The organism is Gemella sanguinis ATCC 700632 (assembly GCF_000701685.1).
GTDB lineage: Bacteria > Bacillota > Bacilli > Staphylococcales > Gemellaceae > Gemella > Gemella sanguinis.
In genome coordinates, this window is the sequence record NZ_JNJO01000001.1 from 183,156 (window position 1) to 209,354 (window position 26,199).

General features: G+C 29.2%; 30 protein-coding genes. 26 read left to right on the forward strand and 4 right to left on the reverse strand.

Features of this window, described 5'->3' with window-relative positions; genetic code table 11:
- Nucleotides 1-36: 36 nt before the first annotated feature.
- The 14 genes from T369_RS0100905 (at nt 37) to T369_RS08815 (ending at nt 8,812) form a co-directional block, all read left to right on the forward strand.
- Complete coding sequence (locus T369_RS0100905; RefSeq protein WP_031550488.1) at nt 37-681, forward strand: aspartate/glutamate racemase family protein; 645 nt, start codon at nt 37-39, stop codon at nt 679-681.
- An 89-nt stretch (nt 682-770) separates the two neighbouring features.
- The gene (locus T369_RS08800; RefSeq protein WP_051618947.1) at nt 771-1,343 is read left to right on the forward strand and encodes a hypothetical protein; all 573 of its coding nucleotides are present in this window, start codon (nt 771-773) and stop codon (nt 1,341-1,343) included.
- A gap of 128 nt (nt 1,344-1,471) precedes the next feature.
- Nucleotides 1,472-1,798, forward strand: coding sequence for a DUF7957 family protein (locus T369_RS0100915; protein ID WP_051618948.1), 327 nt, complete (start codon nt 1,472-1,474; stop codon nt 1,796-1,798).
- A gap of 105 nt (nt 1,799-1,903) precedes the next feature.
- Complete coding sequence (locus tag T369_RS08805) at nt 1,904-2,482, forward strand: hypothetical protein (RefSeq protein WP_051618949.1); 579 nt, start codon at nt 1,904-1,906, stop codon at nt 2,480-2,482.
- A 149-nt stretch (nt 2,483-2,631) separates the two neighbouring features.
- Nucleotides 2,632-2,916, forward strand: a complete 285-nt coding sequence (locus tag T369_RS0100925; RefSeq protein ID WP_031550502.1) for a TIGR04197 family type VII secretion effector — start codon at nt 2,632-2,634, stop codon at nt 2,914-2,916.
- Between the two features lie 26 nt (nt 2,917-2,942).
- Nucleotides 2,943-3,236, forward strand: a complete 294-nt coding sequence (locus tag T369_RS0100930) for a hypothetical protein (RefSeq protein ID WP_031550505.1) — start codon at nt 2,943-2,945, stop codon at nt 3,234-3,236.
- Between the two features lie 11 nt (nt 3,237-3,247).
- Entirely contained in the window at nt 3,248-4,870 is a 1,623-nt protein-coding gene (locus T369_RS0100935; RefSeq protein WP_031550507.1) for an LXG domain-containing protein, read from the forward strand.
- An 11-nt stretch (nt 4,871-4,881) separates the two neighbouring features.
- The gene (locus T369_RS0100940; protein WP_031550511.1) at nt 4,882-5,475 is read left to right on the forward strand and encodes a TipC family immunity protein; all 594 of its coding nucleotides are present in this window, start codon (nt 4,882-4,884) and stop codon (nt 5,473-5,475) included.
- Nucleotides 5,476-5,651: 176 nt separating this feature from the next.
- Nucleotides 5,652-5,936: a TIGR04197 family type VII secretion effector gene (locus T369_RS0100945; protein WP_006364274.1), complete on the forward strand. Its 285-nt coding sequence runs from the start codon at nt 5,652-5,654 to the stop codon at nt 5,934-5,936.
- A gap of 26 nt (nt 5,937-5,962) precedes the next feature.
- Entirely contained in the window at nt 5,963-6,256 is a 294-nt protein-coding gene (locus T369_RS0100950) for a hypothetical protein (protein WP_031550514.1), read from the forward strand.
- A 22-nt stretch (nt 6,257-6,278) separates the two neighbouring features.
- Nucleotides 6,279-7,595 (forward strand): T7SS effector LXG polymorphic toxin, encoded by a 1,317-nt coding sequence (locus T369_RS09385; RefSeq protein WP_031550517.1) that lies wholly within the window; start codon nt 6,279-6,281, stop codon nt 7,593-7,595.
- A gap of 2 nt (nt 7,596-7,597) precedes the next feature.
- Nucleotides 7,598-7,957 (forward strand): hypothetical protein, encoded by a 360-nt coding sequence (locus T369_RS0100960; RefSeq protein ID WP_031550521.1) that lies wholly within the window; start codon nt 7,598-7,600, stop codon nt 7,955-7,957.
- A gap of 378 nt (nt 7,958-8,335) precedes the next feature.
- Nucleotides 8,336-8,464: a hypothetical protein gene (locus T369_RS09550; protein WP_267878958.1), complete on the forward strand. Its 129-nt coding sequence runs from the start codon at nt 8,336-8,338 to the stop codon at nt 8,462-8,464.
- Nucleotides 8,465-8,476: 12 nt separating this feature from the next.
- Entirely contained in the window at nt 8,477-8,812 is a 336-nt protein-coding gene (locus tag T369_RS08815; RefSeq protein ID WP_233417869.1) for a hypothetical protein, read from the forward strand.
- Between the two features lie 99 nt (nt 8,813-8,911).
- Here T369_RS08815 and T369_RS0100975 read toward each other — a convergent pair whose 3' ends face one another.
- A complete protein-coding gene (locus tag T369_RS0100975) occupies nt 8,912-9,865 on the reverse strand; it encodes a ketopantoate reductase family protein (RefSeq protein WP_031550524.1) in 954 nt (317 codons plus the stop codon).
- A 135-nt stretch (nt 9,866-10,000) separates the two neighbouring features.
- Here T369_RS0100975 and T369_RS0100980 point away from each other — a divergent pair, with 135 nt between their 5' ends.
- Together T369_RS0100980 and T369_RS0100985 are read left to right on the forward strand one after the other, a co-directional pair.
- Nucleotides 10,001-10,729, forward strand: a complete 729-nt coding sequence (locus T369_RS0100980; RefSeq protein ID WP_031550528.1) for a DUF554 domain-containing protein — start codon at nt 10,001-10,003, stop codon at nt 10,727-10,729.
- Between the two features lie 19 nt (nt 10,730-10,748).
- Nucleotides 10,749-11,471 carry a DUF554 domain-containing protein gene (locus tag T369_RS0100985; RefSeq protein WP_031550531.1) on the forward strand — a complete coding sequence of 241 codons (723 nt, stop codon included), beginning with the start codon at nt 10,749-10,751 and terminating at the stop codon, nt 11,469-11,471.
- Between the two features lie 44 nt (nt 11,472-11,515).
- Here T369_RS0100985 and T369_RS0100990 read toward each other — a convergent pair whose 3' ends face one another.
- The 3 genes from T369_RS0100990 to T369_RS0101000 form a co-directional block, all read right to left on the reverse strand.
- Nucleotides 11,516-12,337: a lipoate--protein ligase family protein gene (locus T369_RS0100990; RefSeq protein WP_031550535.1), complete on the reverse strand. Its 822-nt coding sequence runs from the start codon at nt 12,335-12,337 to the stop codon at nt 11,516-11,518.
- A gap of 125 nt (nt 12,338-12,462) precedes the next feature.
- Nucleotides 12,463-13,512 carry a PTS sugar transporter subunit IIC gene (locus tag T369_RS0100995; RefSeq protein ID WP_031550539.1) on the reverse strand — a complete coding sequence of 350 codons (1,050 nt, stop codon included), beginning with the start codon at nt 13,510-13,512 and terminating at the stop codon, nt 12,463-12,465.
- 136 nt (nt 13,513-13,648) lie between these two features.
- Nucleotides 13,649-13,906, reverse strand: coding sequence for a SemiSWEET family transporter (locus tag T369_RS0101000; RefSeq protein WP_031550542.1), 258 nt, complete (start codon nt 13,904-13,906; stop codon nt 13,649-13,651).
- A gap of 236 nt (nt 13,907-14,142) precedes the next feature.
- Here T369_RS0101000 and T369_RS0101005 point away from each other — a divergent pair, with 236 nt between their 5' ends.
- From T369_RS0101005 to T369_RS0101050, 10 genes are all read left to right on the forward strand, one after another.
- Nucleotides 14,143-14,787 carry a hypothetical protein gene (locus tag T369_RS0101005; protein WP_006364259.1) on the forward strand — a complete coding sequence of 215 codons (645 nt, stop codon included), beginning with the start codon at nt 14,143-14,145 and terminating at the stop codon, nt 14,785-14,787.
- 349 nt (nt 14,788-15,136) lie between these two features.
- The gene (ileS, locus tag T369_RS0101010; protein WP_031550545.1) at nt 15,137-17,869 is read left to right on the forward strand and encodes an isoleucine--tRNA ligase; all 2,733 of its coding nucleotides are present in this window, start codon (nt 15,137-15,139) and stop codon (nt 17,867-17,869) included.
- 341 nt (nt 17,870-18,210) lie between these two features.
- Nucleotides 18,211-20,781, forward strand: coding sequence for a preprotein translocase subunit SecA (gene secA / locus T369_RS0101015; RefSeq protein WP_031550548.1), 2,571 nt, complete (start codon nt 18,211-18,213; stop codon nt 20,779-20,781).
- A gap of 88 nt (nt 20,782-20,869) precedes the next feature.
- Nucleotides 20,870-21,418: a hypothetical protein gene (locus T369_RS0101020; protein ID WP_006364255.1), complete on the forward strand. Its 549-nt coding sequence runs from the start codon at nt 20,870-20,872 to the stop codon at nt 21,416-21,418.
- 17 nt (nt 21,419-21,435) lie between these two features.
- Nucleotides 21,436-21,984, forward strand: coding sequence for a hypothetical protein (locus T369_RS0101025; RefSeq protein ID WP_031550552.1), 549 nt, complete (start codon nt 21,436-21,438; stop codon nt 21,982-21,984).
- A gap of 16 nt (nt 21,985-22,000) precedes the next feature.
- On the forward strand, nt 22,001-22,519 hold the full coding sequence (locus T369_RS0101030) for a hypothetical protein (RefSeq protein ID WP_031550556.1): 519 nt from the start codon (nt 22,001-22,003) through the stop codon (nt 22,517-22,519).
- A 24-nt stretch (nt 22,520-22,543) separates the two neighbouring features.
- Nucleotides 22,544-23,056, forward strand: a complete 513-nt coding sequence (locus T369_RS0101035) for a hypothetical protein (protein ID WP_031550559.1) — start codon at nt 22,544-22,546, stop codon at nt 23,054-23,056.
- 53 nt (nt 23,057-23,109) lie between these two features.
- Nucleotides 23,110-23,652, forward strand: a complete 543-nt coding sequence (locus T369_RS0101040; protein WP_031550561.1) for a hypothetical protein — start codon at nt 23,110-23,112, stop codon at nt 23,650-23,652.
- Nucleotides 23,653-23,706: 54 nt separating this feature from the next.
- Nucleotides 23,707-24,438 (forward strand): NAD-dependent protein deacylase, encoded by a 732-nt coding sequence (locus T369_RS0101045; RefSeq protein WP_031550562.1) that lies wholly within the window; start codon nt 23,707-23,709, stop codon nt 24,436-24,438.
- Between the two features lie 21 nt (nt 24,439-24,459).
- On the forward strand, nt 24,460-26,199 hold the full coding sequence (locus tag T369_RS0101050; protein ID WP_031550563.1) for an ABC transporter ATP-binding protein: 1,740 nt from the start codon (nt 24,460-24,462) through the stop codon (nt 26,197-26,199).

Here is a 26,199-nt window from a genome sequence, read left to right on the forward strand (position 1 = left end):
GTAATAAAAGTAAATTTATTAAATGGAGGAGCAAGTATGAAAATTGCGGTTATGGCTGGAACGCCTATTGATTCTAAATTAGGTGAGAACTTATTAAATTCATATGGTTATAATGATATTGTGTTAGTACCTATATCTAATAATCCAGTTGAACAAACAACATTTCAATCATTAAATGATAGTGAAAGAGAAAAAATAATAGTAGAAATAATAGAACAATTAAAAGAAAAAAATTGTGAAGTTATCTTTGTATATTGTAACTCACTAAGTTCAGTAGTAGACTTTGATAGATTAGCTACTGAGCATAATATAAAAATAGTAACACCTATGCAGATGTATAGAAATCTTGGACTAGAGTATAAGTATTTAGCTGTAATGGCAGCAAACTCACATGGTTTAACAGGTGTTGAGAATAATCTATATGTATCAAATCCAAGTTTACGTGTTTTAGGGTTATCAATGTTAGAACTGGTAAAAGCTATAGAAGAAGAAAATTGCCCAGAGAAAATAGTTAAAGACTTTAACTTTGAAGTGTTATTTAACTATTTTGAACAAACTAAAGTAGAAGCTGTCGTATTAGGATGTACGCATTTTCCATATATAAAAAAAGAACTAGAAAAAATTTCAAAACTACCAATTATAGATGTTGGTGTATTTATGATTAATAGTATGAAGAAGTAGTTAGGTTGTTATTGGAAAAGGGTGAGTAAATTAGCTTATACCCAGAGAATATACAGTTTAACGAATATTTAAAAGGAGTTAAAGTAATTATGGACTTTGAAAAATTTAAATACCACTCTATAATTAATGATGAGCTTGGCCTTCGTATAGTATGGAATAGAGGTAAAGAATTTTTTGATTTTGATGTAACACAAAGTTTGGCTGAGAAATCAAGAAAATCAGATAAAGATGCATTAGAAGTAATGTTTTATCTAGAGAATAAAAGATGGCCACAAGAAGGAGAATTAGAAAACTACAATAAAACAGATGTAAAAGAGTATATAGGGGACCATTTTATAGTTTATGAAGAAAATGGGAAGTATGAAATAAGAATAGAAAAAGATTACGGAGGCCCAGTATTTTACCCAATAACAAAAGAACTCAAAGAAAAAGTGTTTAAATCTCCTGATGATGCGAATAAGGTTATAAGTTATCTTGAATCTGGGGTTTGGCCATCAGATGATCCAAATAAATCCACAAGAGAGTTTTTAAGAAAACGTCCAGAATTTATATTTTATAATTATGAAGAAAATAAAAAGATATTTTCAGAAGAAGAATTTACTCGCTTAGTAGAACTAGGAAAAGAGAGAAAAAAACAAAAAGAACAAGAAGAAAATAAATAATGCTAGTTTAAAGCTATTCTTTAAAAGAAAAGATAAGTTTTAGCTTTCCGTTTAAGTCATATCTTCTATTTCTAAATAAAGTGAAAAATAATTTAATTTAATGGAATAACTCATAGGTGATTATAAAAATGAAAGATTGTTACGATAAAAAATATTTACGAAAATTATTATTAAATTATAAAATAAGAACTGAAATAAAAACAAGAATGGGAAGAGTAATTTTGTTAGCTATTCCTTTTTCAGACACGATGATAGATAATATATATTTATTATCCGATGATGAAAACATAATATGGAGAGTTGAAACTAATAAAACAGTTCCCGATAAATTACCTTACGAAAATATGTCTATTTCAAAAGATAAAAGTAAGATTTATGCTACTGACTTTTACGGTAGACGAAGTATAATAGATATTCAAACAGGGTATATAGAAGATACTGATTGTGTTAAATAGAAGTAGGCTATAGTCATATGCTTTTACATCAGAAGTGTGATAATAAATCAATTATACAAAGGTAACTATACAGATAGAAATGTATACAAAGGAGTATTGGATAACATGAGAGAAATAGAAAACTATAAAAATCATAATATAATAATAGATGATAATGAATATACTATTTCATGGTTTAGAGGGAAAGAGTTTTTTAGTTACGAAGTTATGAAAAGCTTGGCAGAGAAATCAAGAAAATCGGATAAAGATGCTTTAGAGGTAATGTTTTATTTAGAAAACAATAGATGGCCAAAGGAAGGTGAATTAAAAGATTATAATAAAACTGATGTTAAAACATATGTAGGAAGTGATTTTACAATTTATGAAGAAAATGGCAAATATGAAATAGGTATTGAAAAAGATATAGGGGGAGTAGGAATAGGAGAAGTATATTATCCAATAACAAAAGAATTAATGAAAAAAGCATTTAAATCAGACAGGGATGCTTATGAAGTAATAATATATGCGGAAACAGGAAGTTGGCCAACAAATAATCAGGATGAAACAGATAGAGATTTTATACGAGAATTTCCAGAATTAGTTTTAAAAAATCCTGAAAGATGTAAAAAACTATTTTCTGAAGAAGAATATGAACACTTAGTAAAAATTGCAAAAGAAGAACAAGAAAAAGAAAAAAATAAATAGTATTTTTTAACTTGTACCTTTTCTTTGTTTATATATCAGATAGATGATAAAACATAGATTTAATTTTAGATGTGAAAATAAAATCAAATTTTGATAAATAGTATAATATATAGTATAATATAAAAAAGTAAAAGATAAAAGGAGCTAATATGGATTTATTGCAAAGTAGTAAAGAACAAGCTTCAGGAGCAGCGACACAATTAATGGGAGCTAGTAATGGTTTAAATGATGTAGGAACAGTCACAAAAGATACAGAAACTACTGTAGCTGGAAATGCCAATGCACAAAGCAGTGCTGATACAGCGATAACTAATGGTCAAAAAGTTCAACAAGTAATTCAAAATATGTGTAAAAACATTAATAGTGTTGCAACTGAATTCGAAGCTATGGATAAGGAGATAAGTAAAGAATTACAACCTAAAAATAAACGTTAATTAATAAATACTAAAAGGATTAATAAATGGAAAATAAAGACGAATATATTAAAAGGCAACTGTTAGAAGAACAGTTAGATGACAACAAAAAGAAGTTGAAAGAATTTGAACAATTAGAAGATTTAAATAATAAAGAACAATCTCAAAGTCATAGATTAAAACAACAGTTACATCACTTGTTCGGAAGAGAGTATAGTAGACACATTGAACATATAGATTATTGTGAAGAACAAAGTAGAAAAAATTTAGCAAAAACAAAAAATACTCTTCTAGATGAAGAGGCAGATCTTAAAATTAAGTATCAAAAACTAGAGAAATAGTAGGTGATAGTATGAGTATAGATATGATATTAGGCTCGGCACGAAGCCAAACCAATAGTATAAAAAGTCTTACGACAAAGCAAATAGCAAGTTATGAAGAAATAGAAAGAGCCTTGTCTAATTTTGTTTTACAAACGAATAGTTTAAAAGGTGTAACATACGATAGTGCAAAAGCATATTGCAGTAGTGTATTAACTCCAGTGATTAGAGGTAGTATATTGCTAGATCAAGCAATAGCAAGATCTAATGAACAATATATAAATACATATATAGGTGAAGTGCATAGTGATTCGCTAAAACAAAGTGAATTAGAAAGGTCAATAGAAGATACAAAAAGCCAAATAACTTTAAATGAGAATTTATTAAAAGAGAATCTATCACTAAATCCTCCCAATTTAAGTGAAGTAAGCAACCTACAAGACAAAATATCAAGTTATAGAAAAATTCAGCATGATCTTGAAGAAAAACTAAGAAAGTTATTAGCATTTAATGCGAAGTCACCAAGCTTCTTCCAAGAAATAGAATCTTTAAAGAATGCGGTTGATCAGGGGATGGAGCTAGCTAATAAGAGTTGGAGTCCAACGTCAAAATCCTTCTTACTACCTAGTAGAGAAGAAATGGGGTGGGCTGGTATAATAGAAGGTAAATGGGAAGAAAGAGACTATAGCCAAAATGAGCTTAACTATAAGGAATCTTTAAAAGGTCAATATGGTTTTGATGATAAAACAGCAAGAATAATTATAAAACTTAGAAGAAATATATATAAAGATCCTAGAATAAAAGATGATAGAAAAGATTATGTATTTACAAGGTTGCTTGGTGGGTTGAGTTATGGTCATGAAGAAAATAGTTTATTGAATCAGACTATGTGGAATAATACAGCTGGTCTTGGTCAGCTGGAAAGTCAAGTTCCGGAATTTGCCTTTACTATAAAAGGTCAGTTAAAAGTATATGGTGGTTTAACAGATTCAGAGTATAATTATTTAAAATATAAAGTTAGAATACAACATGGTGATTATAGTCCGCTCTCAGATGATAATAGAACAAACTATAAAAAAAATATGGAAGTTGCAATTGGATATACCCTAACAGAGGAAGAATTTAACAAGTTATGGAATAGTCAGGTAGATTCATTTAAAGATAAAACAGATTTTACGCACCAATATATCACAATGTCTACTCATTTGTATGGACAACTACGCCTCGCTGATTTTATAGGGGGACATGAAAAAACTAATTATATATCAGGTTGGTTAGGTGATACAACAAATGCAGCTGGTGATCCCCCAAGCATAGGTAATGAGGACTATAAGGCAGATTTAGATTCTGTTAATATAACAAGCTTAATGAAAAAAAATAACATTAGCTTTATTGAAGCAAGTAATAAATATTATAATAATTTAGGAAATGGTATTTATAACCGAGCTGAAGAATTTAAAAAGAATATACCACTTAACAAAGTAGAAGATACAATATTCGAACAACTACGTGTATATTATGTAGATAAAGATAATCAGCCAGTTAGTAAGCCTAGTACTATAGATGATATACAAAAAAATTATCCACAAACATATAACTTTATTAAGAGTTTAGAAAATAATCAAAATGATTTAAAAAATTATAATAAAGAATAGTAGGTGTAGTTATGCAAAAAATAAGTAAAAAATGGAAGATATTTATAACAGCTATGGTAGTCCTGATAGGTGGAGGGTATGGTTATTATAAAGCGAATAATAGAAATGCTTTTGAAGAGATGTACAATTCTTATTATAATGTCCTGCCACTTAGGACAATTGCTAATATGCCTCAAATAGTACCTTTAACTAGACATCAAACAGAACAAAGTATTAGAGCTCTAAATTATAAAACTAATACAGATAAAGATAAAGTAGAAATTTCATTAGTGAATAACTTAGATAGAAAAAGTATCTCGATAATTTCTTCTAGTTATATCTCTGAAGACGTATACTTAGATATAAATTATAGATATGAGGTAGATACTCGAAAATTAATTAATTATGTTAGTTTTCGTGGTAGAAATATTCCTAGTACTGATGACAAACAAAAGCAAAGAAAAGAACTACTAGAAAAATACAATATTTCAAAAGAATACCTACAAGAAAAGTCTGATAAACTATTAGATACTGTACTGACGGATTGGAAGAGATATAGTAACAGTTCATATTCAAAAGATAATATGGGAAAACTGACAATAGAGAAAGATGAATTTTTAAGTTAATAAAATACTATGAGAAAAAGAAGTAGCCATAATTAGTTGCTTCTTTTTTGCTTATAATAAGAGGAGGAAAACTAACAGATAAATGTAAGTTATTTGATTCAAAAATATAATTAAATTTTGATAAATAGTATAATATATAGTATAATATAAAAAAGTAAAAGATAAAAGGAGCTAATATGGATTTATTGCAAAGTAGTAAAGAACAAGCTTCAGGAGCGGCAACTCAACTAATAGGTGCTAGCAGTGGTTTAAGTAATGTTAGATCCGTTACAAAAGATTCAGAAACTACAGTAGCCGGAAATACTAAAGCTCAAAGTAGTGCTGATTTAGCACTAGCTACTGGCCAAGAGCTTCAACAAGTAATTCAAAGTATGTGTAATAATATACATAGCCTTGCCGCAGAATTTGAAGCTATGGATAATGCCTTGAGTAAGGAATTACAACCTAAATATTTACGTTAGTTATTAAATACTATGAGGATTAATTAATGGATAATAAAGAAGATTATATTAAAAGGAGAATGCTAGAAGAACAGCTAGATGATAATAAAAAGAAGTTAAAAAAACTCGAAAGATTAGAGGAACTAAGCAATAAAGAACAATATCGGAGCCATAGATTAAAAGAACAGTTATATCATATATTTGGAAGAGAATATAATAGACATATGGATAATATAAGTTATTGTGAGGAGCTAAGTAGAAAAAATCTGACAAAGAGAAAAAATACACTTCTAGATGAAGAAGCTGATTTAAAAATTAAGTACAATAAATTAAAAAAATAATTATGAGATAGTAGGAGAATGTATGAGTATAAATATGATATTAGGCTCTGCTCAAAGCCAAACCAATAGTATAAAAAACCTTACGACAAGTCAAATAGAAAGTTATCAACAAATACAACAAGCATTATCAAACTTTATGTTTCAAACAAATAGCTTGCAAGGTGCAGCATATGATAGTGCCAAAGCTTATTGTGGAAGTGTTTTATCTCCACTAATTGATGGATGTATATTATTAAATAAAGCTATTGAAAAAGCAAACGAGGAATATATAAATAAATATACGAGTGAAGTATATGGAGACTCCCTAAAGCAAAGTGATTTAGAAAGATTAATTGATGAGACAAAAAGCCAAATTGCTTTGAATGAAAATCTATTGAATGAGCAGTTTGAACAAGATCCAGTGGATTTAAATGAAGTAAGTAATTTGCAAGAAAAGATAGATAGTTATAGAAAAATTCAACGAGACTTGGAAGAAAAGTTAAGTAAGCTACTAGCGTTTGATGCGAATTCTGTTAGTATATTCCAAGAAGTAGATGTTTTAAGTTACTCTGTTGCACAAGGGATTGCATTAGCCCAACGAAGTTGGAGTCCAACACTAAAAACATTTATGCTACCTGGCAAAAATGAAATGGGATGGGTAGGTACTATCAAGGAAATATGGGAAAAAAATAATAAAGAAAGTAATAAAACAAATAGCATTAAATCTTCAAAAAGAATGATAAATAGTCAAATAAATGCAGAAGAATATGATAGGTATGTAGCACATTATTCAGGATTACATGGTAAACCAATTATAGGTGCAAGTGTAATACATAACGCAAGTTATGAAGAGAAGAGGGATTTATTAATAACAGTACTTCCATGGACAATACCAGGAGGTGGATCATTAAAAACGATAATAGCTTCAAGCAGCTTTATAGCAGGTTTAGAAGGTGTTATAAAAGGCAATAAGCCTTCAGACATTTTGACAAATATGGCTTTTGGAGGATTTGGAGGTTATGTAGGATACAAGGTTCTGCGTAAATTACAAAGAGTAGATATAAATAAAATAATAGATAATAAAAATATATCTAAAATTGATCGGTTGATTTATGAAGGTAAGCAACTTGAATATCATATTATTGAGAAAAATAAGCTTAGTCTTCCTGTAAAAGGTACTCCAAACTCTTCAATAGACTTAATAGCAAATGGTCAATTAAAACAAAGAAGATATTATGATGAAAAAGGCAATGCTAAAATAGATATTGATTATTTTCATGGAGATGATGGAACTCATGTATTTCCTCATAGACATACGTGGGATTGGAAAAAAATTCCACCAAGACAGAAAGGAGAATAAAAATGTTGCATGATAAAGAATTATTAACCTATACAGTTAACTTTAAAACAAATTCAATACAATTAAGTTTTGATAATAATATAACATTAGAATTTAAAAATATGTTTATATATAAATTTTATGATGAAACAAAAGGAAGTATTATTTTAGAAATAGTTGAAGAAGACATTGAAAATTTCTTTTCGGATAATGTAGAGTATATATTAGAAAATAATAATTATGGAGCACCAATTTATTATGCCACACCAGAAGAATTAAATAAATATATAATTAATAAGAATTTTAAATACTACAAAATTTATGCTTCATATGGATTTAGTGGATGGATTCTTTGCGAAGATATAATATTGATTGGGACATAATATAAGTAAACTTAATCTTTGGGAATATATAAAATCTACATAAACAATGAGTTAAATAACAAATTATGGTGATTTTAATTCAGATTTAGATTCGATAAATACTTATAATTCTATGATGCAGGCAAATAATAATGATATTTTTAAAGTACAGACTCAATATAATTTTAGAGTAAAAAAATAATACAATAAATAGAGTTAGCGAGTTTTATAAAGCTCATGGATATGGTAATTATGAACAAGGAAAAATTGCTGTCTAAAGAATAGTAGGTGCTGATACAATAGCTAAAAGGTATATGTCTATAAACTATAGTAAAGAACAACTAGAAAAATATAAAAAAGACTTTTTTGATTATTTAGAGAGAGGTAGGCTTAAGAATATTGAGTAAAATTTTTAAAATAATATTATCACTATTTTTAGTAGCTCCAGTAATAGTAATTTTGTATGAAGCAGTAGCGGCTCCTAAGGTCTTAACTAGGAAAAATAACAAAGGTAATGAGTTTGAGTAGTTAGATAGACTAATGAATACAACAAGATATGCAGAACAAGTAAGAAGAGCAGGATATCAGGTAGATGATTATAATTTAGATATGATGGATAGAATACCTAGATTAGAGCTAACTGGAGAAAAAGGTATAGTTATACAGTCCCCTGTGAAGGGAGGGAAAATTTATGTATATATGGATAAGTATAGTAAACTCATAATCTTTGATAAAAACATGAATATAATTAGCCGTAATATTGATCAAGGTAAAGATAAACCTAGTAGAGAATTAACCGAAGAAGAAAAAACTAAGTATGAGCAGGAAATAAAACAAGAAATAAATAAACTATTGGATAATGTTTATAAAACTTGAAAGGAACAAAATCAGAAGGTTAAATTATTTATCACTTTTAAATAAAAAAATAATGCCATAATGTTAAAGAGGACGAAAAATTTTCGTCCTCTTTTAATATTAAAACTTACTTTCTGCTTTTTCATATGCATTATAAAATATAGGTGCATTTATATTGTATTGTTTTCCTGCATCGTATAGACATTTACAAACGAATAATAAATCTTCTGTATTATTATGCAATGTCATAATCTTTCTAGTAAGAATATTAGTCGCAAACATTCGTTTCATTATTGGTGCTGAAACAAATATCGGAAGTTTATATCCCCAAAGTTCATTTCTATAGTGTTTTAAGTTTACACCACGTGCCTTTATAATCTTAGAAGTTTCTCTTATTGCACAAACCGCTTCAGCTAATAGTTTAGAAGAAGACATAAGGTTCTCCGCAGCTTCAGTAGGATTATCCATATCTGCATATTTTGCAGCGATAGATACTACACCAGCATTAATAGCCATATGTAACCAAATCCACTCAAGCATATCATATGGTGTTTCTAACTTAATGTTACAACTGTCAAATAATTTTACTAGTTTATCATAATTATCTATTTTAGAATTTTCTTTTTTCTCTAGTATAAAATGATCAAAAACACAACATGTAAGAGTAGCATCAACAATATTACCACCAGCCACAGGATAACCAAGAATATATTCTCTACCTTGCATTACTTTTTCAAGATACTTCTTATCTTCCCAAATACCACAGCATAGAATAATAGTTCCTTTGATATTGTTAGAGATTAATGTTTCAATAACACTTTTAATATTTCCTGCTGGCATACTAATAAAAATAAAATCATAGTTATCTTTTGTATGAGTATTTACTTTATAAGTATCAGTATAGTGATCACCTTTTTTATTATTTCTACCATCTAGCATATCAACATTTAATTCTGTTATATTAATTTTTTTACTACTTTTTCTAATATAATGTTCTACATTATGGCCAGCTTTATTAAATAAGTAGCTATATGTAGTTCCAATAGTTCCAAGTCCAATAGTTAGTATATCCATAAATCCACCTCACAAAATAATTATAATTATTATACTATAGATAAATTATTTTATCTATAACTGAAAAAGTATTGTAAGAAAATAAACTACGTGTTAGAATAAGTTTACGTATTTTTTGAGTAGAGGAGAGATATTATGCCGATTGGGGTTATAATTAATACCATCGCAATATTTCTAGGTGGTATAGCTGGAGCTCTTTTAGGAGATAAGTTACCAGAGAAGTATAAAGAACAGCTAAATCTGATATTTGGTCTATGTTCTATGGGGATGGGTATTTCATCGATAGTTTTAATGAAATATATGCCTGCGGTTGTTTTCGCTCTTATTATAGGAACTATAGTAGGATTAGTGTTTAAGCTGGGGGATAAAGTGTATGAGCTTTGTTCAAAACTTCAGAAAGTAATGATTCGTATCGTACCGAAAAAAGAAACAAATATGTCAGAAACAGAATTTTTAGCTACTTTAATTACGGTGATAGTGCTATTTTGTTCTAGTGGTATGGGAATATATGGTAGTTTAAGTGAAGGTATGACTGGGGATTCTAGCTTGCTTATAACTAAGTCTATTTTGGATTTCTTTACTGCAGCAATATTTGCGTGTAACTTAGGGTATATCGTTTCGCTAATTGCTGTTCCGCAGTTTGTTATCTTTACGACATTATTCTTATCTGCAAGTTTTATCGTACCGTTAACAACACCGGATATGATTGCTGATTTTAAAGCTTGTGGAGGTTTCTTAATGGTAGCGGCAGGATTTAGAATACTAAAGTTAAAAATGTTTCCTGTAGTGGATATGATACCAGCAATGATTTTAGTAATGCCATTTAGTTGGTTTTGGGTTAATATAATATTACATTTATTGTAAATATGGAAGGATAATAAAGATGGGAATAGGTACATTAATAAATGCAGTGGGGGTTCTACTTGGTGGAGCTCTTGGTATATTAATAGGTCATAAAATATCTAATAATATACAACAAGCTATAATGAAAGTTGCTGGAGTATCAGTAGTTTTCTTAGGAATAATTGGCGCGTGTGAGCATGCTTTAAAAATTAACGATGGGAAAATAGTATCTAGTGGGGCTATGGTATTGGTAGTCAGTATGACATTAGGTACTTTAATCGGAGAAGTTTTAAATATAGAAAAACTATTTGAAGATTTAGGTATTTACTTAAAAAGAGTAACTAAAAGTAGTGGTGACAATAGGTTTGTTGATTCATTTATTTTGGCATCTCTAACTATTTGTATAGGGGCTATGTCTATCTTAGGAGCTATTCAAGATGCTTTATTTCATGATTATTCTATTTTAACAGCAAAAGCTGTACTCGATTTTGTGACAATATTAATATTTACTGCGGCAAATGGTCGTGGTAGTATTTTCTCAGTTGTGCCTCTTATTATATTTCAAGGTGGAATAACTATTCTTGCGAAATTTATTGAACCGATTATGACACAAGGTGCGTTAACTAATCTATCAATGGTAGGTTCAGTATTAATATTTTGTGTAGGTGCAAATTTAATTTGGAATCTGAAGCTTAAGGTTGCTAATATGTTACCAGCTATTGTAATAGCTGTGATCTTTGCATTTATACCGATATTTAATTAAAACAAAACTAGTATAGATTTTAATTCTATACTAGCTTTTTTGTTTTATTCACCATGTAGTAGTTTATTGTTTCTTTGTTTAGTCTGTTTAAATATTTCCTCATAATCTTCTATCATTTTATTTGAATAATTTCCTTTTTCTATTTCACAGTTTAAAGAGTAAAGTACTTTAAGCATTCTTTCTAATAACTCTTTTGTAGTTAGACTCTTGTTAAGTAAGTTCTCTAGCGTATCCATACAGTTAATATCTATTTTTGGATATTTGTATTTTATCTCTTGATCTTTAAGACCAGCCTCATAGTATTCTTTCATTATTTTAGTACGATTTTGTTGATTGCCAAACAAACTAAGATAAATAGAAACGACGACATTTTCTTTTACTTTTCTTTGGGCAATACCGGCAAACTTTTTACCATCTATGCTTAAGTCAAAATCACCTGGGCAATATGAATTACTAATTTCTACCGCTTGAATCTTGCTTGATACTTCTGGAAATATCTCCTTAATAAATTCAGTCATAAGGTTATAACCAGCGTTTAAAGAAAATGTACTTGGATTTATTTTCATAACTATAGAAAAACTTATAACTCCTGTGTCGGCTATAATACCTAAACCACCGATATTTCTTACTGCAGGAATTAGATTATTGTTATAAAATGAATCTAGAGCTTCTTTAAAAAATGGGACACGTGTATCAGGTGTTCCTAAAATAGCGGAATTTTCTAAAGAATGAATATGTAGAATACACTCATTATTAGTTAGTGCTTGACGAAGAAATAGCTCATCAGTCGCTATAGGAATGAGTGGATTATTCCCATTTAAGTTAGTGTAGATATTAACTTTTTTATTTTTAATAAGTTCAAGCATAGTTACTCCTTAAAAGTAAGATAGAATTATAAATATATTATAGCTTAAAAAAGATTAATTTTATAGAATATAGTTTTCTATATAAAAAACCTTATTACTCTTAAAAAGTAATAAGGTTTATTGTATTACATATTAATTTTGTAGTCTTCTGGTTTTATAATTGGTATTACTTTGGTAAATAGTTTTACAAATAGGTATCCAGTTATAATTGGAACTACTGCAAAGATTATCACGGCTTTAATTATTTCGTAAGCACCACCGTTAGTAGTCGCAAGGTGAGCTAAAGGTCCAACTAAACCACTAAATCCAAAACCAGCACTCATTGCTGTACCTTTAATATTAAAGATAGCGGCTAGTACTCCTGTACAAGCTGCACTACAGATTACTGGTAACATGATTTTTGGTTTTGCAAAAACATTTGCCATAGAAATTTTTGGTGATCCTATAAAGTGAGCAAGACAGATACCTTTTGAGTTAACTGCCCAACCAGCAATAGCAAGTGTAAAACCACAAGCGCAAATACCAAGGTTTGCTGCTCCAGATGCTATACCATCAATATTAATCGCTAGTGCAATACCAACAGATGTTATCGGTGTAACAATTAGACAAGCAAAGATAATCGCTATTAATATTGTTAGTATAATAGGTTGAAGAGTTAATAAATGTTTAATTCCGTCTCCTAATACTCTAGTAAGTCCTGCGAAAAATGGAAGTAAATATCTTCCTATACCCCCAATTGCAACAAGGCTCAGAGTAGGTAATACTAATACTGCGTAACCTTGTGTTTTGTTTCCAATAAGTAAGATAAATGCAGTTGCTAATGCTGCAGTAAAGATAATAGTAACAATATCTCCTGCACCTTTTAACATTAATCCTGTTTTATCAGCTGTTTGAACTATTGAACCACTGGCATATAATGTTGCTAAACCAATAGAAGTACCTTGAATAGGTGTTAACTTAAACATCATTCCTATTATCATACCTGAAGCAAGTCCAATAAGGGCATTAGAAATTGTAACCGAAAATGATAAAAACGCTAAAGATGGATATACTTTTGCGATATATTTCAAAAGTTCTCCTAATAATGCACCGGGTACTAAACATAGGACAGTTCCTAGTGCAACACCGTTAAGTACATTCATAGTAAATTTTTTAAAAGTAATTTTTTCTTCCATAACTAATTCTCCTTTTGAGTATTTACAACCTAAAAAGGTTACTAATAATTATAGCTTAAAAATTATAATTTGTACATTGATTTCGGAAAAGTAAAATAAAAAACTGACCTATAAAAAATTATAAGCCAGTTTATTGCTATAATGCTGTGAATGCAGCTGTAAATCCAAATATTATTCCCGGTGAATTGGCTATAATGATAGGCCAATCACGTTTTTCTCCTAAAAATCCATAAAGTACCCAAAGTGTACAGTTAATTCCTGCAACAAAAGGTTGTAAAAAGTCACCTTTATGACCGTTTATATTACCTGAAATTTGAGGTATATAAGATATATACATAAGCATGGCAGTAAAAGTAGCTACCCAACTAAGTATTTTAAAAAAATTATTATTCATATTATCTTTCTCCTTTCAAAGTATTTGAGTATACTAACACATATAAAACTATATTGCAAATCAATTTTTTAAATATTTTTAATGTAAAAGGCTTTATTTGGCTTAAAAATAACTATAAATATTTTTTAAAAAAATTATTTATAAAAAGAGACATTAAGTATGTTTAAAGTTTAGTTTGTATAGTTTACTATATTGTTGTATAATGTAAATTATAATAAAAAAGGAGTTTGACTCAAGTGAAAGTATTAAGAAAATTATTAGCTTTTCTAGTAGTTATAGCGCTTCTTGGTGGGGGAGCAGTATATGCCCTGCAACCTAGCGAAGATATTAAACCTTCTGAAAAGTTATCAAGTGTAAATTCATCTATGGATTTAGCATCATTAAATAAAGAGTTTATAAGTAATGTAAGTTATAGTAATTCGAAATTATCTACTAGTCTTAAAATTGATAATGAAATGTTCTTATCAATATTAAATCATGCGACTAAAGATAGTGCTGAAATTCAAGAAGGTAGTTATAAATTAGTTGGTAATAGAGTAGCAGCTAAGCTACCAGTTCAGTTATCTTTTATTAATAGTGAAATTTCTTCTAATATAAAACTATCAGGTTCTAATAATAAAATTGAATTAACATTAGAAGATGCTAAAATAGGTAAAGTACCTATACCTGATTTTGCTTTAGAAAAATATTTAAAAGAGTATTTAACTGGAACAGGTGTGAGTGTTAATGGAAATGTAATTACTATTAATAAAGTAGAACTACCTGTAAAACTAGAAGGTATAGAAGTATCAAATGGTATGATAAATGTATCAGCTTCTTTAACTAATGAACAGTTATTACAATATGGTTCACAAGCGTTAAAAGGTTACTTAGGAGCTTAAAAATTAAACAAAAGTCTATATTACTTATAATATAGGCTTTTTTATTGTGATATAAAAAACATCGTTTTCAGAAAATTTAATAATAAATTCTCAAAAAACACTTGAAACTTTATTGTTGATGTAATATAATATGTTTATTGAATAAAGACAGGACTACTATGTATTTATTGTTAGAGAGAAACTGGTTGGTGAAAAGTTTTATAAAGACATAAAGTAGTTATCACTTTATTAGAAATTAATTATATAGGACAATGAGTGCTCTTAGTGGGAGTTAAATGAGGTGGTACCGTGGATATATTCCGCCCTCAATAACTTTTACTAGGAGCTTTTTATTTTGAAAGGAGAAAAAATGGTAGAATTAAAAGATACATTATTAATGCCAAAAACTAAATTCCCTATGCGTGGTAATCTTCCTAATAAAGAACTAGAATTTTTAAAGCGTTGGGAAGAAATGGATTTATATAGAAAAGTTTTAGAAAAAAATGCAGGGAAACCTTCATACGTACTTCATGACGGACCTCCATACGCAAATGGTAACATCCACATTGGACACGCACTTAACAAAATCCTAAAAGACTTTATCGTTAAGTATAAAAATATGAATGGTTTTGTTTCTAATTACGTTCCTGGTTGGGATACTCACGGTTTACCAATCGAGCAAGTATTAGTAAACAATGGTGTTGATAGAAAATCTATGCCAGCTACAAAATTCAGAAATAAATGTAAAGATTATGCGTTAAAACAAGTAGATAAACAACGTGCAGACTTCAAAAAACTAGGTGTAATTGGTGATTGGGAAAACCCATATTTAACACTAGATCCAAAATTTGAAGCTGAACAAATCCGTGTATTCGGTAAAATGGTTGATAAAGGATATATCTATAAAGGATTAAAACCAATTTATTGGTCTCCATCATCAGAATCTGCTTTAGCGGAAGCTGAAATAGAATATCGTGACCATACTTCACCTTCTATCTATGTTGGATTCGAATTAGTAAGTGAAGATGGAGTAGTAGAAAAAGGAACAAAATTTGTTATTTGGACAACAACTCCATGGACATTACCTGCAAACTTAGGTATTGCAGTTCACCCTGATTTTGAATATCAAGAAGTTAAAGTAAATGGTGAAAACTACCTATTAGCTAAAGAAAGAGTTAACTTCTTAGCTGAACAATTCGGTTGGGAAAACTTTGAACTAGGAAAAACAGTACTTGGTAAAGAATTAGAATATTTACTATGTCAACACCCATTCTTAGATAGAACTTCTACAGTAATCTTGGCTGATTATGTAACACTTGATTCAGGGACTGGGCTAGTTCATACTGCACCTGGACACGGGGTTGATGACTTTATCGTTGGACAAGGTAAATACAAACTTGGAGTATTATCACCAGTTGATAACCAAGGTAATTTAACTGAAGAAGCTGGACAATTCGCAGGACAATTTGTTTTTGATGCCAACAAAAATATTATTGCACACTTAGCTGAAACTGGGGCATTATTAAAACAAGAAAATATTACTCACTCATATCCACATGACTGGAGAAGTAAAAAACCTATTATCTTTAGATCAACACCTCAATGGTTCTGTTCTGTTGATGCGTTCCGTTCTGAATTATTAGATGCTGTAGATAGAACTAAATTCTACAGTGAATGGGGTAAACCAAGATTATATAACATGATTCGTGACCGTGGTGACTGGGTAATCAGTAGACAACGTGTTTGGGGTGTGCCAATTCCTGTATTCTACGCAGAAAACGGAGAGGCTATCTTAGATAATACTTTAATCGAACACGTAGCTAAAATCTTTGAAGTGGAAGGATCAAATGTATGGTTCTATAAAGATGCTAAAGAATTATTACCTGAAGGTTATACTCATCCAGGTAGTCCAAATGGTGAATTCACTAAAGAAATGGATATTATGGACGTTTGGTTCGATTCAGGAACTTCTCACCAAGGATGTTGCGCAGTGCGTGATGATTTAACTTATCCTGCTGACCTTTATTTAGAAGGAAGTGACCAATATCGTGGTTGGTTTAACTCTTCATTAATTACTTCTGTAGCTATCTCTGGAGATGCTCCGTATAAAGAGCTTGTATCTGCAGGTTTCGTTATGGACGGTAATGGTAATAAAATGAGTAAATCATTAGGTAATGTTATCTCTCCAAATGATGTAGGTAAACAATTAGGTGCTGAGATTATCCGTTTATGGTCAGCAAGTGTTGACTATACTCAAGACGTGCGTATTTCTAACGATATCCTAAAACAAGTATCTGAAACTTATAGAAAAATTAGAAATACATTCCGTTTCTTACTAGGAAACTTATTCAATGGTAACTTTGATAATAGAACAGACTTATTATCATATGATGAATTAGAAGAATTAGACAAATACATGGTTCTTAAATTTGAAAAAGTTGTAGCTAAAGTATTAGATTACTATGAAAACTATCAGTTCAACAGTATTACTACAGAGTTAATCAACTTCTTCAACGTAGAATTATCTTCATTCTACCTAGACTATGGTAAAGATATTCTTTATATCGAAGCTGAAAAATCTCAAAAACGTTTAAGTATGCTGACAGTACTTTACACTGTATTAAGTAAATCAGTTAGATTATTAGCTCCAATCTTATCATTCACTGCAGAAGAAGTATATGACAATATGCCATATGAAGATGCTGAATCTGTTCACTTAACTGACTTCCCAGCTAAGAACTTAATCGATGATGCTGCATTAGAAGCTAAATGGGATAAACTTCTAGAAGTACGTGATGATGTAAACAAAGCTTTAGAAGAAAGCCGTAACGAAAAAGTTATCGGTAAATCTCTAGAAGCTGCTGTTGAAATCTACAGTAACGACAGTGAAGTAGTAGAATTACTAAACTCAGTAGATAACTTACACCAACTATTTATCGTAAGTAGTGTTGAAGTTAAAGAAAACGATGGTGTTGCTTATGATTTAGCAACTGTTAAAGTAACAAAAGCTGAAGGACACCGTTGTGAACGTTGCTGGAACATCGTTGAAGAAGTAAACGAAGAAGGTTTATGTCCACGTTGTGCTAGTATCTTAAATAAATAGTAAGTTAATAAATGAACTTGGATTCTGATTGAATTCAAGTTCTTTTTATTTAAGGTTAGAATTTAGAAAAATATTTATAGAAAAAAACAGAGTTTAACCTTATTCAATAAGTTCACAATTCGTGTTATTGTTGTTGCTTTAAAGGTCAATGAGTGTTATAATTATATGATGTAAAGAAATACTAACTTTAAAGATAGTGTGTATTTCTTTTAAATTATTACTAAATTTGAATAAAATATTTTATTGAGGGTTCAAAGAGTTGAATGTTCAATATTGATTAAGTGAAATAATTAATAATATTTTTAATTATTTTCAAAAAATATTTTGGAAGGAAAATGTTAATGGCAATTTTAGGAAAATTATTTGACGCTAACAGAAGAGAAGTAAAAAGCTTATCAAAACTAGCTGATAAAGTATTAGCTAAAGATGAAGAATACTCTAGTCTTAGTGATGAACAATTAAAAAATAAAACAGAAGAATTTAAACAGTATGTTGCTGAACAAAAAGAAAAAGGAAAATCTACAGCTGATATATTAGATAAAATTTTAGTTGATGCATTTGCGACTGCTCGTGAAGGAGCATTTCGTGCATTAGGAATGAAACCATATAAAGTACAAATTATGGGTGGTATCGCACTTCACCGTGGTGATATCGCTGAGATGAAAACAGGGGAAGGTAAAACTCTTACTGCGACAATGCCTGTTTATCTAAATGCTTTAAGTGGAGAAGGAGTACACGTAGTAACAGTAAACGAATACTTATCACAACGTGACGCTCAAGAGATGGGAGTATTATATAACTATCTAGGTCTTTCAGTAGGACTTAACTTAAACTCATTAAATCCTGAAGAAAAAAGAGAAGCATATAATGCAGATATTACATACTCTACAAACAACGAATTAGGGTTTGACTATTTAAGAGATAACATGGTTAAAACAGTTGAAGCTCGTGTGCAACGTCCTTTAAACTATGCCGTAATTGATGAGGTCGACTCAGTACTTATTGATGAAGCACGTACACCACTTATTATCTCTGGTGAAGGTCAAGCATCAACTTCATTATATAAAGTAGCAGATGCTTTTGTAAAGACACTTAAGAGAGCTACAGAAGAAGATGGTAGTGATGGAGATTATACTCTTGATATTAAAACTAAAAGTATTCAATTATCAGAAATTGGTATAGATAAAGCTGAAAGTTACTTTGGATTAAAAAATCTATATGATTTAAAAAATGTTGATTTAACACACCATATTAACCAAGCGCTAAAAGCTAACTACACAATGTTCTTAGACGTTGACTACGTAGTTGCTGAAGATGGTGAGATTTTAATCGTTGACCAATTCACTGGTCGTACAATGCCTGGTCGTCGTTTTTCTGAAGGATTACACCAAGCTATCGAGGCTAAAGAAGGTGTACCTATTCAAAATGAAAGTAAAACTATGGCAACAATTACATTCCAAAACTACTTTAGAATGTATAAAAAACTTAGTGGTATGACAGGTACTGGTAAAACAGAAGAAGAGGAATTTAGAAATATTTATAACATGTTTGTTACTACAATTCCTACAAACAGACCAGTATTAAGGGAAGATGCACCTGACTTTATTTACTCAAATATGACAGCTAAGTTTAACGCAGTTGCTCGTGAAGTAAAACAACGTCATGAAAAAGGACAACCAATCTTATTAGGTACTGTTTCTATTGAAACGAGTGAATTAGTTTCACAACTTCTATATAAATACGGAGTACCACATAAAGTACTTAATGCTAAACAAAATGAAAGTGAAGCAGAAATAATTAAACAAGCAGGACAAAAAGGTTCTGTAACTATCGCGACAAACATGGCTGGTCGTGGTACGGATATTAAACTTGGTGAAGGTGTTCGTGAACTTGGTGGATTAGCTGTTATTGGTACTGAACGTCACGAATCACGTCGTATCGATAACCAGTTACGTGGACGTTCTGGTCGTCAAGGAGATCCAGGTTACAGTAGATTCTATCTATCATTGGAAGATGAACTTATGGTTCGTTTTGGAGCTGATAGATTACAAAAAATTATGGGTGCAACTGAAGACGCTCCAATCGAAAGTAGAATGGTCAGCCGTTCAGTAGAAAGTGCCCAAAAACGTGTTGAAGGTAATAACTATGATGCACGTAAACAAGTACTTCAATACGATGATGTATTACGTAAACAACGTGAAATCATGTATGCTGAAAGAAATGAAGTATTAGAAAATGAAGTAGTTACTGATATTGTTTATGAAATGATTGATGAAGCAGTTGAAAAAACTATTCAATACGCTAGTCAAACTATGGGAGAAGTACATAGTGAAAGAGAAGAAACAGAAGAGATTATCAAATCTATCAATGAGAAATTCTTAGGACAAAACCCTATCACTGAATTAGAGTACGGTGATGTAATGTCTGATGAAGAGATTAAAGAACTTACTATTGCTAAAATTAAAGCAGAATTACAAGAAAAACGTGATTTACTTGGTGATGATACTATGAATTCGTTCGAAAAATATATTCTTCTTAATGCAATAGATGATAGATGGACTGATCATATTGACCAAATGGACCAATTAAGAAAAGGTATCTTCTTACGTTCTTACGGTCAAATCGATCCACTTCGTGAATATAAAAATGAAGGTCACGAAATGTTCGAGTATATGATTGATGATATTCAAGTAGAAGTAGTTTCTAACTTATTACGTATTAGAGTAGAACGTCATGAAGATATTGAAATCAAAGAAGAAAATACTAAACTTACTACTAACGATAGTAAAGAACATATAGCACGTGGTCCAATAAGAAGCTCAGCTCGTGAAGCGAAAAAAGCTCGTATGGAAGAGCGTAAACAAAGAATTAAAGAATTAAAAGCTCAAAAAGAACGCGAAGCTAATAAATAATTTGGTAGAGAAAGAATATATTATGAAGAGGAGACTTATATAAGTTTCCTCTTTGATATATTAAAAACAAAATGAAGGAGATTAATAAATGAAAGTTTATTATAGTTGGTTTGCTTATACGGTTGTACTTATAGCTGGTATTGTTATGACAATATGTTCACCAGTTCTTATTTTTCTTATGTTTAAAATAGAGATAGATATTTGGACTGTGATTTTTTGTGATATGTTCTTTGTATTTATCCTTATTTCTGGTATAGGATTTACAATGATGGCAGTAAGGAGACTATTTATTAATAGGGCTGTATTAGAGCTTTGCGAAGAGGGTGTATATATCAACTACGGAGCATTTAGATTTAAAAGATTGTTTATTCCTAAAGAAGAATTAATAAAACTTGTACGTTATAATACATATACTTATACTACTACTAGTAGAGCTAGATGGGACAAAGGATCATTTGTTTTTTATTTAAAAAATGATGATATTTTAAAAAGCTTAGGTAAATTTACCAATTTTACAAAAGATATGAATTTTAAAACATTAGGTATAAGATTAAATGATTGCCTTGTTCCTTGGAATATAATTGATAGTGTCGAATACTATTTTAAAACTGTTTATAAAATAAAATTTGAAAGATAATAAAGGAATGATAGTATATGAAAATTTATTATAGTAAGTTTGCTTACACGGTAATGCTAGTATGTAGTATTATTATGCTAATAGCTCTATCTGCTGCATTGTACGTACTAATGTTTAAGATTCCTAAAATAGAGATTCTACCAAAAATTTTGCTTAGTTTACTTTTATTATTTGCTTTTATTTTTAGTGTAGGATTTACTGTTATGACAATAAGAAGGTTATTTATAGTAAATACGGCTGTAGAATTTTCTGCTGTAGGTATAACTATTTACTGCGGCGCGTTTAACTTAGAAAAATTGTTTATATCAAAAGAAGAAATTATAAAACTTGAACATATAACTAAAAGTAGTAATGAAGCATCTTTACCAGTAGAAGGAATGTTCAGATTTACTTTTAAAAATGATGATATTTTGCGTGAAATTGGTATTTTTACAAATTTTGATAAAAATATGAGATTTAAAACTTTAAGAATGCATCTATCAGATTGTAAAATAAATCCACGTATTATAGACAAACTTGAACATTATTGTTCAAATACATATGACTTTAAATTTATAAGAGATTAAAAGGAAAATTATTACTATGAAAATTTATTTTAAGAAATATTTATCAATACTCTTAGTATTAATAGGTATTATAATGTTTTTAGCTCTTCTTCCTATTTTAAAAGCTCTTTATGTTGATGCTGATTTTGCAATATCAGTAAGATTATTTATATTTATCGTATTTCCTTTACCAATATTAATTTTCACTTGTAGATTTATATTTGAAGGAATTAATAGATTATTTATTAATCCTGTTGCGTTTGAATTTACTGTAGAGGGTATTGTTATTTCAACTGGTAAAATTAAATATGATACGTTTTTAATTAAGAAAGAAGATATAAATAATATAAGTGTTTATATAAATAAAAAAATGGATTATGAATTATCAGTTTTTATTAATAAAGAACAAAAAGAATTAAAGAAAAATTTTTTAAGATATCATAAAAAAAATAAATCTATAGATTTAGCAACTAACCAATGTGTTTTTAAGAGAAAAGATCTACTTAAGTTAGTAGAGTATATAAAAGAACATTATGGGATTGTTGTTGAAGTATAAATTAGTAATGAAAGGTATGATACTGTGAAAATATATTATAGTAGGTTTGCTGGAATAAAGTATATATTTTTTGTATTACTTTTATTTCTAAGTACGTTTGCGTATGATTCTAAACTTAATATAGCTAATATAAATATAGCACTTATAATACAAGTAGTTTTAGGACTTTATTCTTTATTTGTTATAATAAAACAACTGTTAGGAAGAAAGTTTTTTGAAGTTGCACCTGAAGGAGTATATATTTATAGTGGCTTAATTATAGAAAAAGAAACATTTATATCAAAAGATAACTTAATTTCGGCTACATATAAAGAAGTTAAAGAAAGTGATCCTAATCTTAACTATGATACAGATTGCTTTATAGAGTTTAAAGTAAAAGAAGATACAAGGTTAAATAAAATTTCAAACTCTAATATATCTTTTGATACAGAAAAACTGGTAATAAAACTACATTTAAATCAATGTAACTTTAGTTTAAAAGAATGGAAAGAGATATTAACATATTTAGAGAAAAATTATAGTATTGATGTCATTTAATAACTAAGAATAAAACATGAGTTATAAGTCTTGTTAAGAAAGGTAAGATATTAATGAAAATATATTATGCAAAAATTGTAGGGTATGGATATTTAATGTTTTCCATAGTAGTATTAATTAATTTTTTAATACTTAGTAATTATGGAATTTTTGATCTAGAGCAAATAAACTTTTTAGTAATAGTAGAAATTATTATGTTACTTGCTGGTGTTTATGCTGCAATTGGAGCTGTGAGAAGATTATTTGGTAATAATGTGTCTTTTGAATTTACTGATGAAGGTATTTATGCATATTCTGGAATAATAATTCAAAAGGAGACATTTATACCAAAAGAGGATTTATTATCTGCAGAATATAAGGTAGTAGATGTGAGTGATCCAGATCATACAAATAGTAAAAGCTACTTTATTGAATTAAAATTAAAAGAGATAACTAGATTAAACAAAATTTCAAAGAGTAATATTATAATAGACCCTAGTATTCTAAGAGTGCTACTATATGTTAATCTTTGTAAGTTTAAAACAGAAGATTGGGAAGATTTGTCATCGTACTTAAATGAAAAATATAGGATTGAAATTATAGAAAATAAACAGTAGGCTATAAATTACAAAGTTTACTTATTGTTTTCTGAATTTAGGAGGAGATTTATTATGAAAATTAGTGATATAAATAAAAGTAATAATATAGTGTTTTTCGGTGGAGCTGGAGTTTCAACCGAATCTAATATACCAGATTTTAGAAGTGCTAATGGAATATTCAGTATAAAGCTAAATAGAAGCTTTAGTCCTGAACAATTAGTATCTAGAACAATGTTTGAAAGATATCCAGAGGATTTCTTTGATTTTTATAAAAAGAACTTAATATATCCAGATGCTAAACCAAATGCAGCTCATTATTATTTAGCTAAATTAGAAAGAATGGGTAAACTAAAAGCAGTAATAACACAAAATATTGATACTCTACATGAACAAGCAGGTAGTAAAAATGTATTAAAATTACACGGTACTGTAGATGCAAATTATTGTACTAAGTGCGGAGCATATTATAATTTGGAACAGTTTTTAAATAAAAAAGAAGAAATTCCACGTTGTGATAAATGTTCTGGTGTTATAAAACCATATGTAACTTTATATGAAGAGGAGTTAGATATGACTACATTTAATTCTGCAATTAGGTATATTCAAGAAGCGGAAGTATTAATAATCGGAGGTACTTCACTTAGTGTATATCCAGCAGCTAACCTTATTCAATATTTTAGAGGAAAATATTTAGTAGTAATAAATAAAACTAAAACTCCTCAAGACAATATGGCTGATTTAGTCATTAATGATAGTATAGGAAAAGTATGTAAAGAACTTGATGAACAATTAAGTGAAAAATAAAATATATAGAAAGGAAATATAATGAATTTAATTAGAAAACTAGGCTGGTTTTTAAAATTAGAGAAGAGAAGATATATTATAGGTATATTGGCTCTATCTTTAGTAAGTGTCTTTAATTTAATACCACCTAAAGTAATAGGTAATATAGTTGATAAAATAGAAGCGGGTAATTTAACTAATAGTCAGTTGTTTATTAATATTATTTATTTAGTATTAGCTGCTTTTATAATGTATGGATTAAGATATGTATGGCGTGTTTATATTTTTGGTGCAGCGTACAATTTAGGTCGAATTCTACGTTTTAGATTGTTCCAACACTTCACAAAAATGTCTCCATCATTTTATCAAAAGTACCGTACAGGAGATTTAATGGCTCACGCAACTAATGATGTAAATGCTGTTGTTATGGTTGCAGGTGGAGGAGTAATGTCAGCGGTGGACGCTAGTATAACAGCGTTAGTAACTTTATTTACTATGGTATTTTTAATAAGTGCTAAGCTAACATTAATCGCTGTTATTCCATTACCATTTTTAGCTTATGCTACTAATAAACTAGGTGAGAAAAATCACCAAAGTTTTAAAGAAGCGCAAGAATCATTTTCTGACCTTAATAATAAAGTACAGGAGAGTGTATCTGGTATTAGGGTTACTAAATCATTTGGTTATGGTAATGATGAGATTAATAGTTTTGGAGAGACTAATAAGAAGGTATTTAGTAAAAATATTATTGCTTCTAAATACAATGCTCTATTTGATCCAATGGTACTTGTATTTGTAGGGTTATCTTATACACTAACACTTATCTTTGGTGGAATATTTATATCAAGAGGAGAAATAAGTGTTGGTAATTTAGTAACTTTTGTTACATATCTTGATATGTTAGTATGGCCTCTTCAGGCAATTGGTTGGTTATTTAATATAGGTCAACGTGGTGATGTATCTTATACACGTATAGAGAAACTACTAGCAGAAGAGAATGATGTCGTAGAAAAAGAAAATACGATACCAGCACATAATGGTAGATTAGAGTATAACATTAATAGTTTTTCTTATGTAGGAGAGGAAACATTATCTGATATTAAGTTTGCTATAGATAAAGGACAAACATTAGGAATAGTAGGAGTAACTGGTTCAGGTAAAACTACCTTATTAAAATTATTACTTAGAGAATATGATGTCGAAGATGGTAGTATTAACTTAAATAATCATAATATAAAAGATTATAAGTTAAACGATCTTCGAAGCTTAATAGGATATGTTCCACAAGACCAAGTATTATTCGCAATGTCTATAAAAGAAAATATTAGATTTGCTGATACTAAGTATAAGGACAAACAGGTAGAGGATATTACTAAAGTTTGTGGAATATATGATGATATAGTAAATATGACTGATGGTTTTGATACTATTATAGGAGAACGCGGAGTATCATTATCAGGTGGACAAAAACAACGTATGGCTATGAGTCGTGCATTAATTATGAATCCAGAAATATTAATTTTAGATGATTCATTATCAGCAGTTGATGCTAAAACAGAGCATTTAATTTTAGAAAACTTAAAAGAAGAAAGAAGCGGTAAGACAACTATTATTACTGCACATAGATTATCAGCTATTGTTCATGCAGATTTAATAATAGTAATGGATAATGGGAAGATAATAGAACGTGGTACACATGATCAACTAATTGCACAAGATGGTTGGTATAAAGAAACATATAATACTCAGCAATTAGAAGAGAAGATGAAAGGAGGAAATTAG

Coding starts and splice junctions, on each gene's coding strand:
- T369_RS0100905 (WP_031550488.1), top strand. CDS start 37: ATGAAAATTGCGGTTATGGCTGGAACGCCTATTGATTCTAAATTAGGT.
- T369_RS08800 (WP_051618947.1), top strand. CDS start 771: ATGGACTTTGAAAAATTTAAATACCACTCTATAATTAATGATGAGCTT.
- T369_RS0100915 (WP_051618948.1), top strand. CDS start 1,472: ATGAAAGATTGTTACGATAAAAAATATTTACGAAAATTATTATTAAAT.
- T369_RS08805 (WP_051618949.1), top strand. CDS start 1,904: ATGAGAGAAATAGAAAACTATAAAAATCATAATATAATAATAGATGAT.
- T369_RS0100925 (WP_031550502.1), top strand. CDS start 2,632: ATGGATTTATTGCAAAGTAGTAAAGAACAAGCTTCAGGAGCAGCGACA.
- T369_RS0100930 (WP_031550505.1), top strand. CDS start 2,943: ATGGAAAATAAAGACGAATATATTAAAAGGCAACTGTTAGAAGAACAG.
- T369_RS0100935 (WP_031550507.1), top strand. CDS start 3,248: ATGAGTATAGATATGATATTAGGCTCGGCACGAAGCCAAACCAATAGT.
- T369_RS0100940 (WP_031550511.1), top strand. CDS start 4,882: ATGCAAAAAATAAGTAAAAAATGGAAGATATTTATAACAGCTATGGTA.
- T369_RS0100945 (WP_006364274.1), top strand. CDS start 5,652: ATGGATTTATTGCAAAGTAGTAAAGAACAAGCTTCAGGAGCGGCAACT.
- T369_RS0100950 (WP_031550514.1), top strand. CDS start 5,963: ATGGATAATAAAGAAGATTATATTAAAAGGAGAATGCTAGAAGAACAG.
- T369_RS09385 (WP_031550517.1), top strand. CDS start 6,279: ATGAGTATAAATATGATATTAGGCTCTGCTCAAAGCCAAACCAATAGT.
- T369_RS0100960 (WP_031550521.1), top strand. CDS start 7,598: ATGTTGCATGATAAAGAATTATTAACCTATACAGTTAACTTTAAAACA.
- T369_RS08815 (WP_233417869.1), top strand. CDS start 8,477: ATGAATACAACAAGATATGCAGAACAAGTAAGAAGAGCAGGATATCAG.
- T369_RS0100975 (WP_031550524.1), bottom strand. CDS start 9,865: ATGGATATACTAACTATTGGACTTGGAACTATTGGAACTACATATAGC.
- T369_RS0100980 (WP_031550528.1), top strand. CDS start 10,001: ATGCCGATTGGGGTTATAATTAATACCATCGCAATATTTCTAGGTGGT.
- T369_RS0100985 (WP_031550531.1), top strand. CDS start 10,749: ATGGGAATAGGTACATTAATAAATGCAGTGGGGGTTCTACTTGGTGGA.
- T369_RS0100990 (WP_031550535.1), bottom strand. CDS start 12,337: ATGCTTGAACTTATTAAAAATAAAAAAGTTAATATCTACACTAACTTA.
- T369_RS0100995 (WP_031550539.1), bottom strand. CDS start 13,512: ATGGAAGAAAAAATTACTTTTAAAAAATTTACTATGAATGTACTTAAC.
- T369_RS0101000 (WP_031550542.1), bottom strand. CDS start 13,906: ATGAATAATAATTTTTTTAAAATACTTAGTTGGGTAGCTACTTTTACT.
- ileS (WP_031550545.1), top strand. CDS start 15,137: ATGGTAGAATTAAAAGATACATTATTAATGCCAAAAACTAAATTCCCT.
- secA (WP_031550548.1), top strand. CDS start 18,211: ATGGCAATTTTAGGAAAATTATTTGACGCTAACAGAAGAGAAGTAAAA.
- T369_RS0101020 (WP_006364255.1), top strand. CDS start 20,870: ATGAAAGTTTATTATAGTTGGTTTGCTTATACGGTTGTACTTATAGCT.
- T369_RS0101025 (WP_031550552.1), top strand. CDS start 21,436: ATGAAAATTTATTATAGTAAGTTTGCTTACACGGTAATGCTAGTATGT.
- T369_RS0101030 (WP_031550556.1), top strand. CDS start 22,001: ATGAAAATTTATTTTAAGAAATATTTATCAATACTCTTAGTATTAATA.
- T369_RS0101040 (WP_031550561.1), top strand. CDS start 23,110: ATGAAAATATATTATGCAAAAATTGTAGGGTATGGATATTTAATGTTT.
- T369_RS0101045 (WP_031550562.1), top strand. CDS start 23,707: ATGAAAATTAGTGATATAAATAAAAGTAATAATATAGTGTTTTTCGGT.
- T369_RS0101050 (WP_031550563.1), top strand. CDS start 24,460: ATGAATTTAATTAGAAAACTAGGCTGGTTTTTAAAATTAGAGAAGAGA.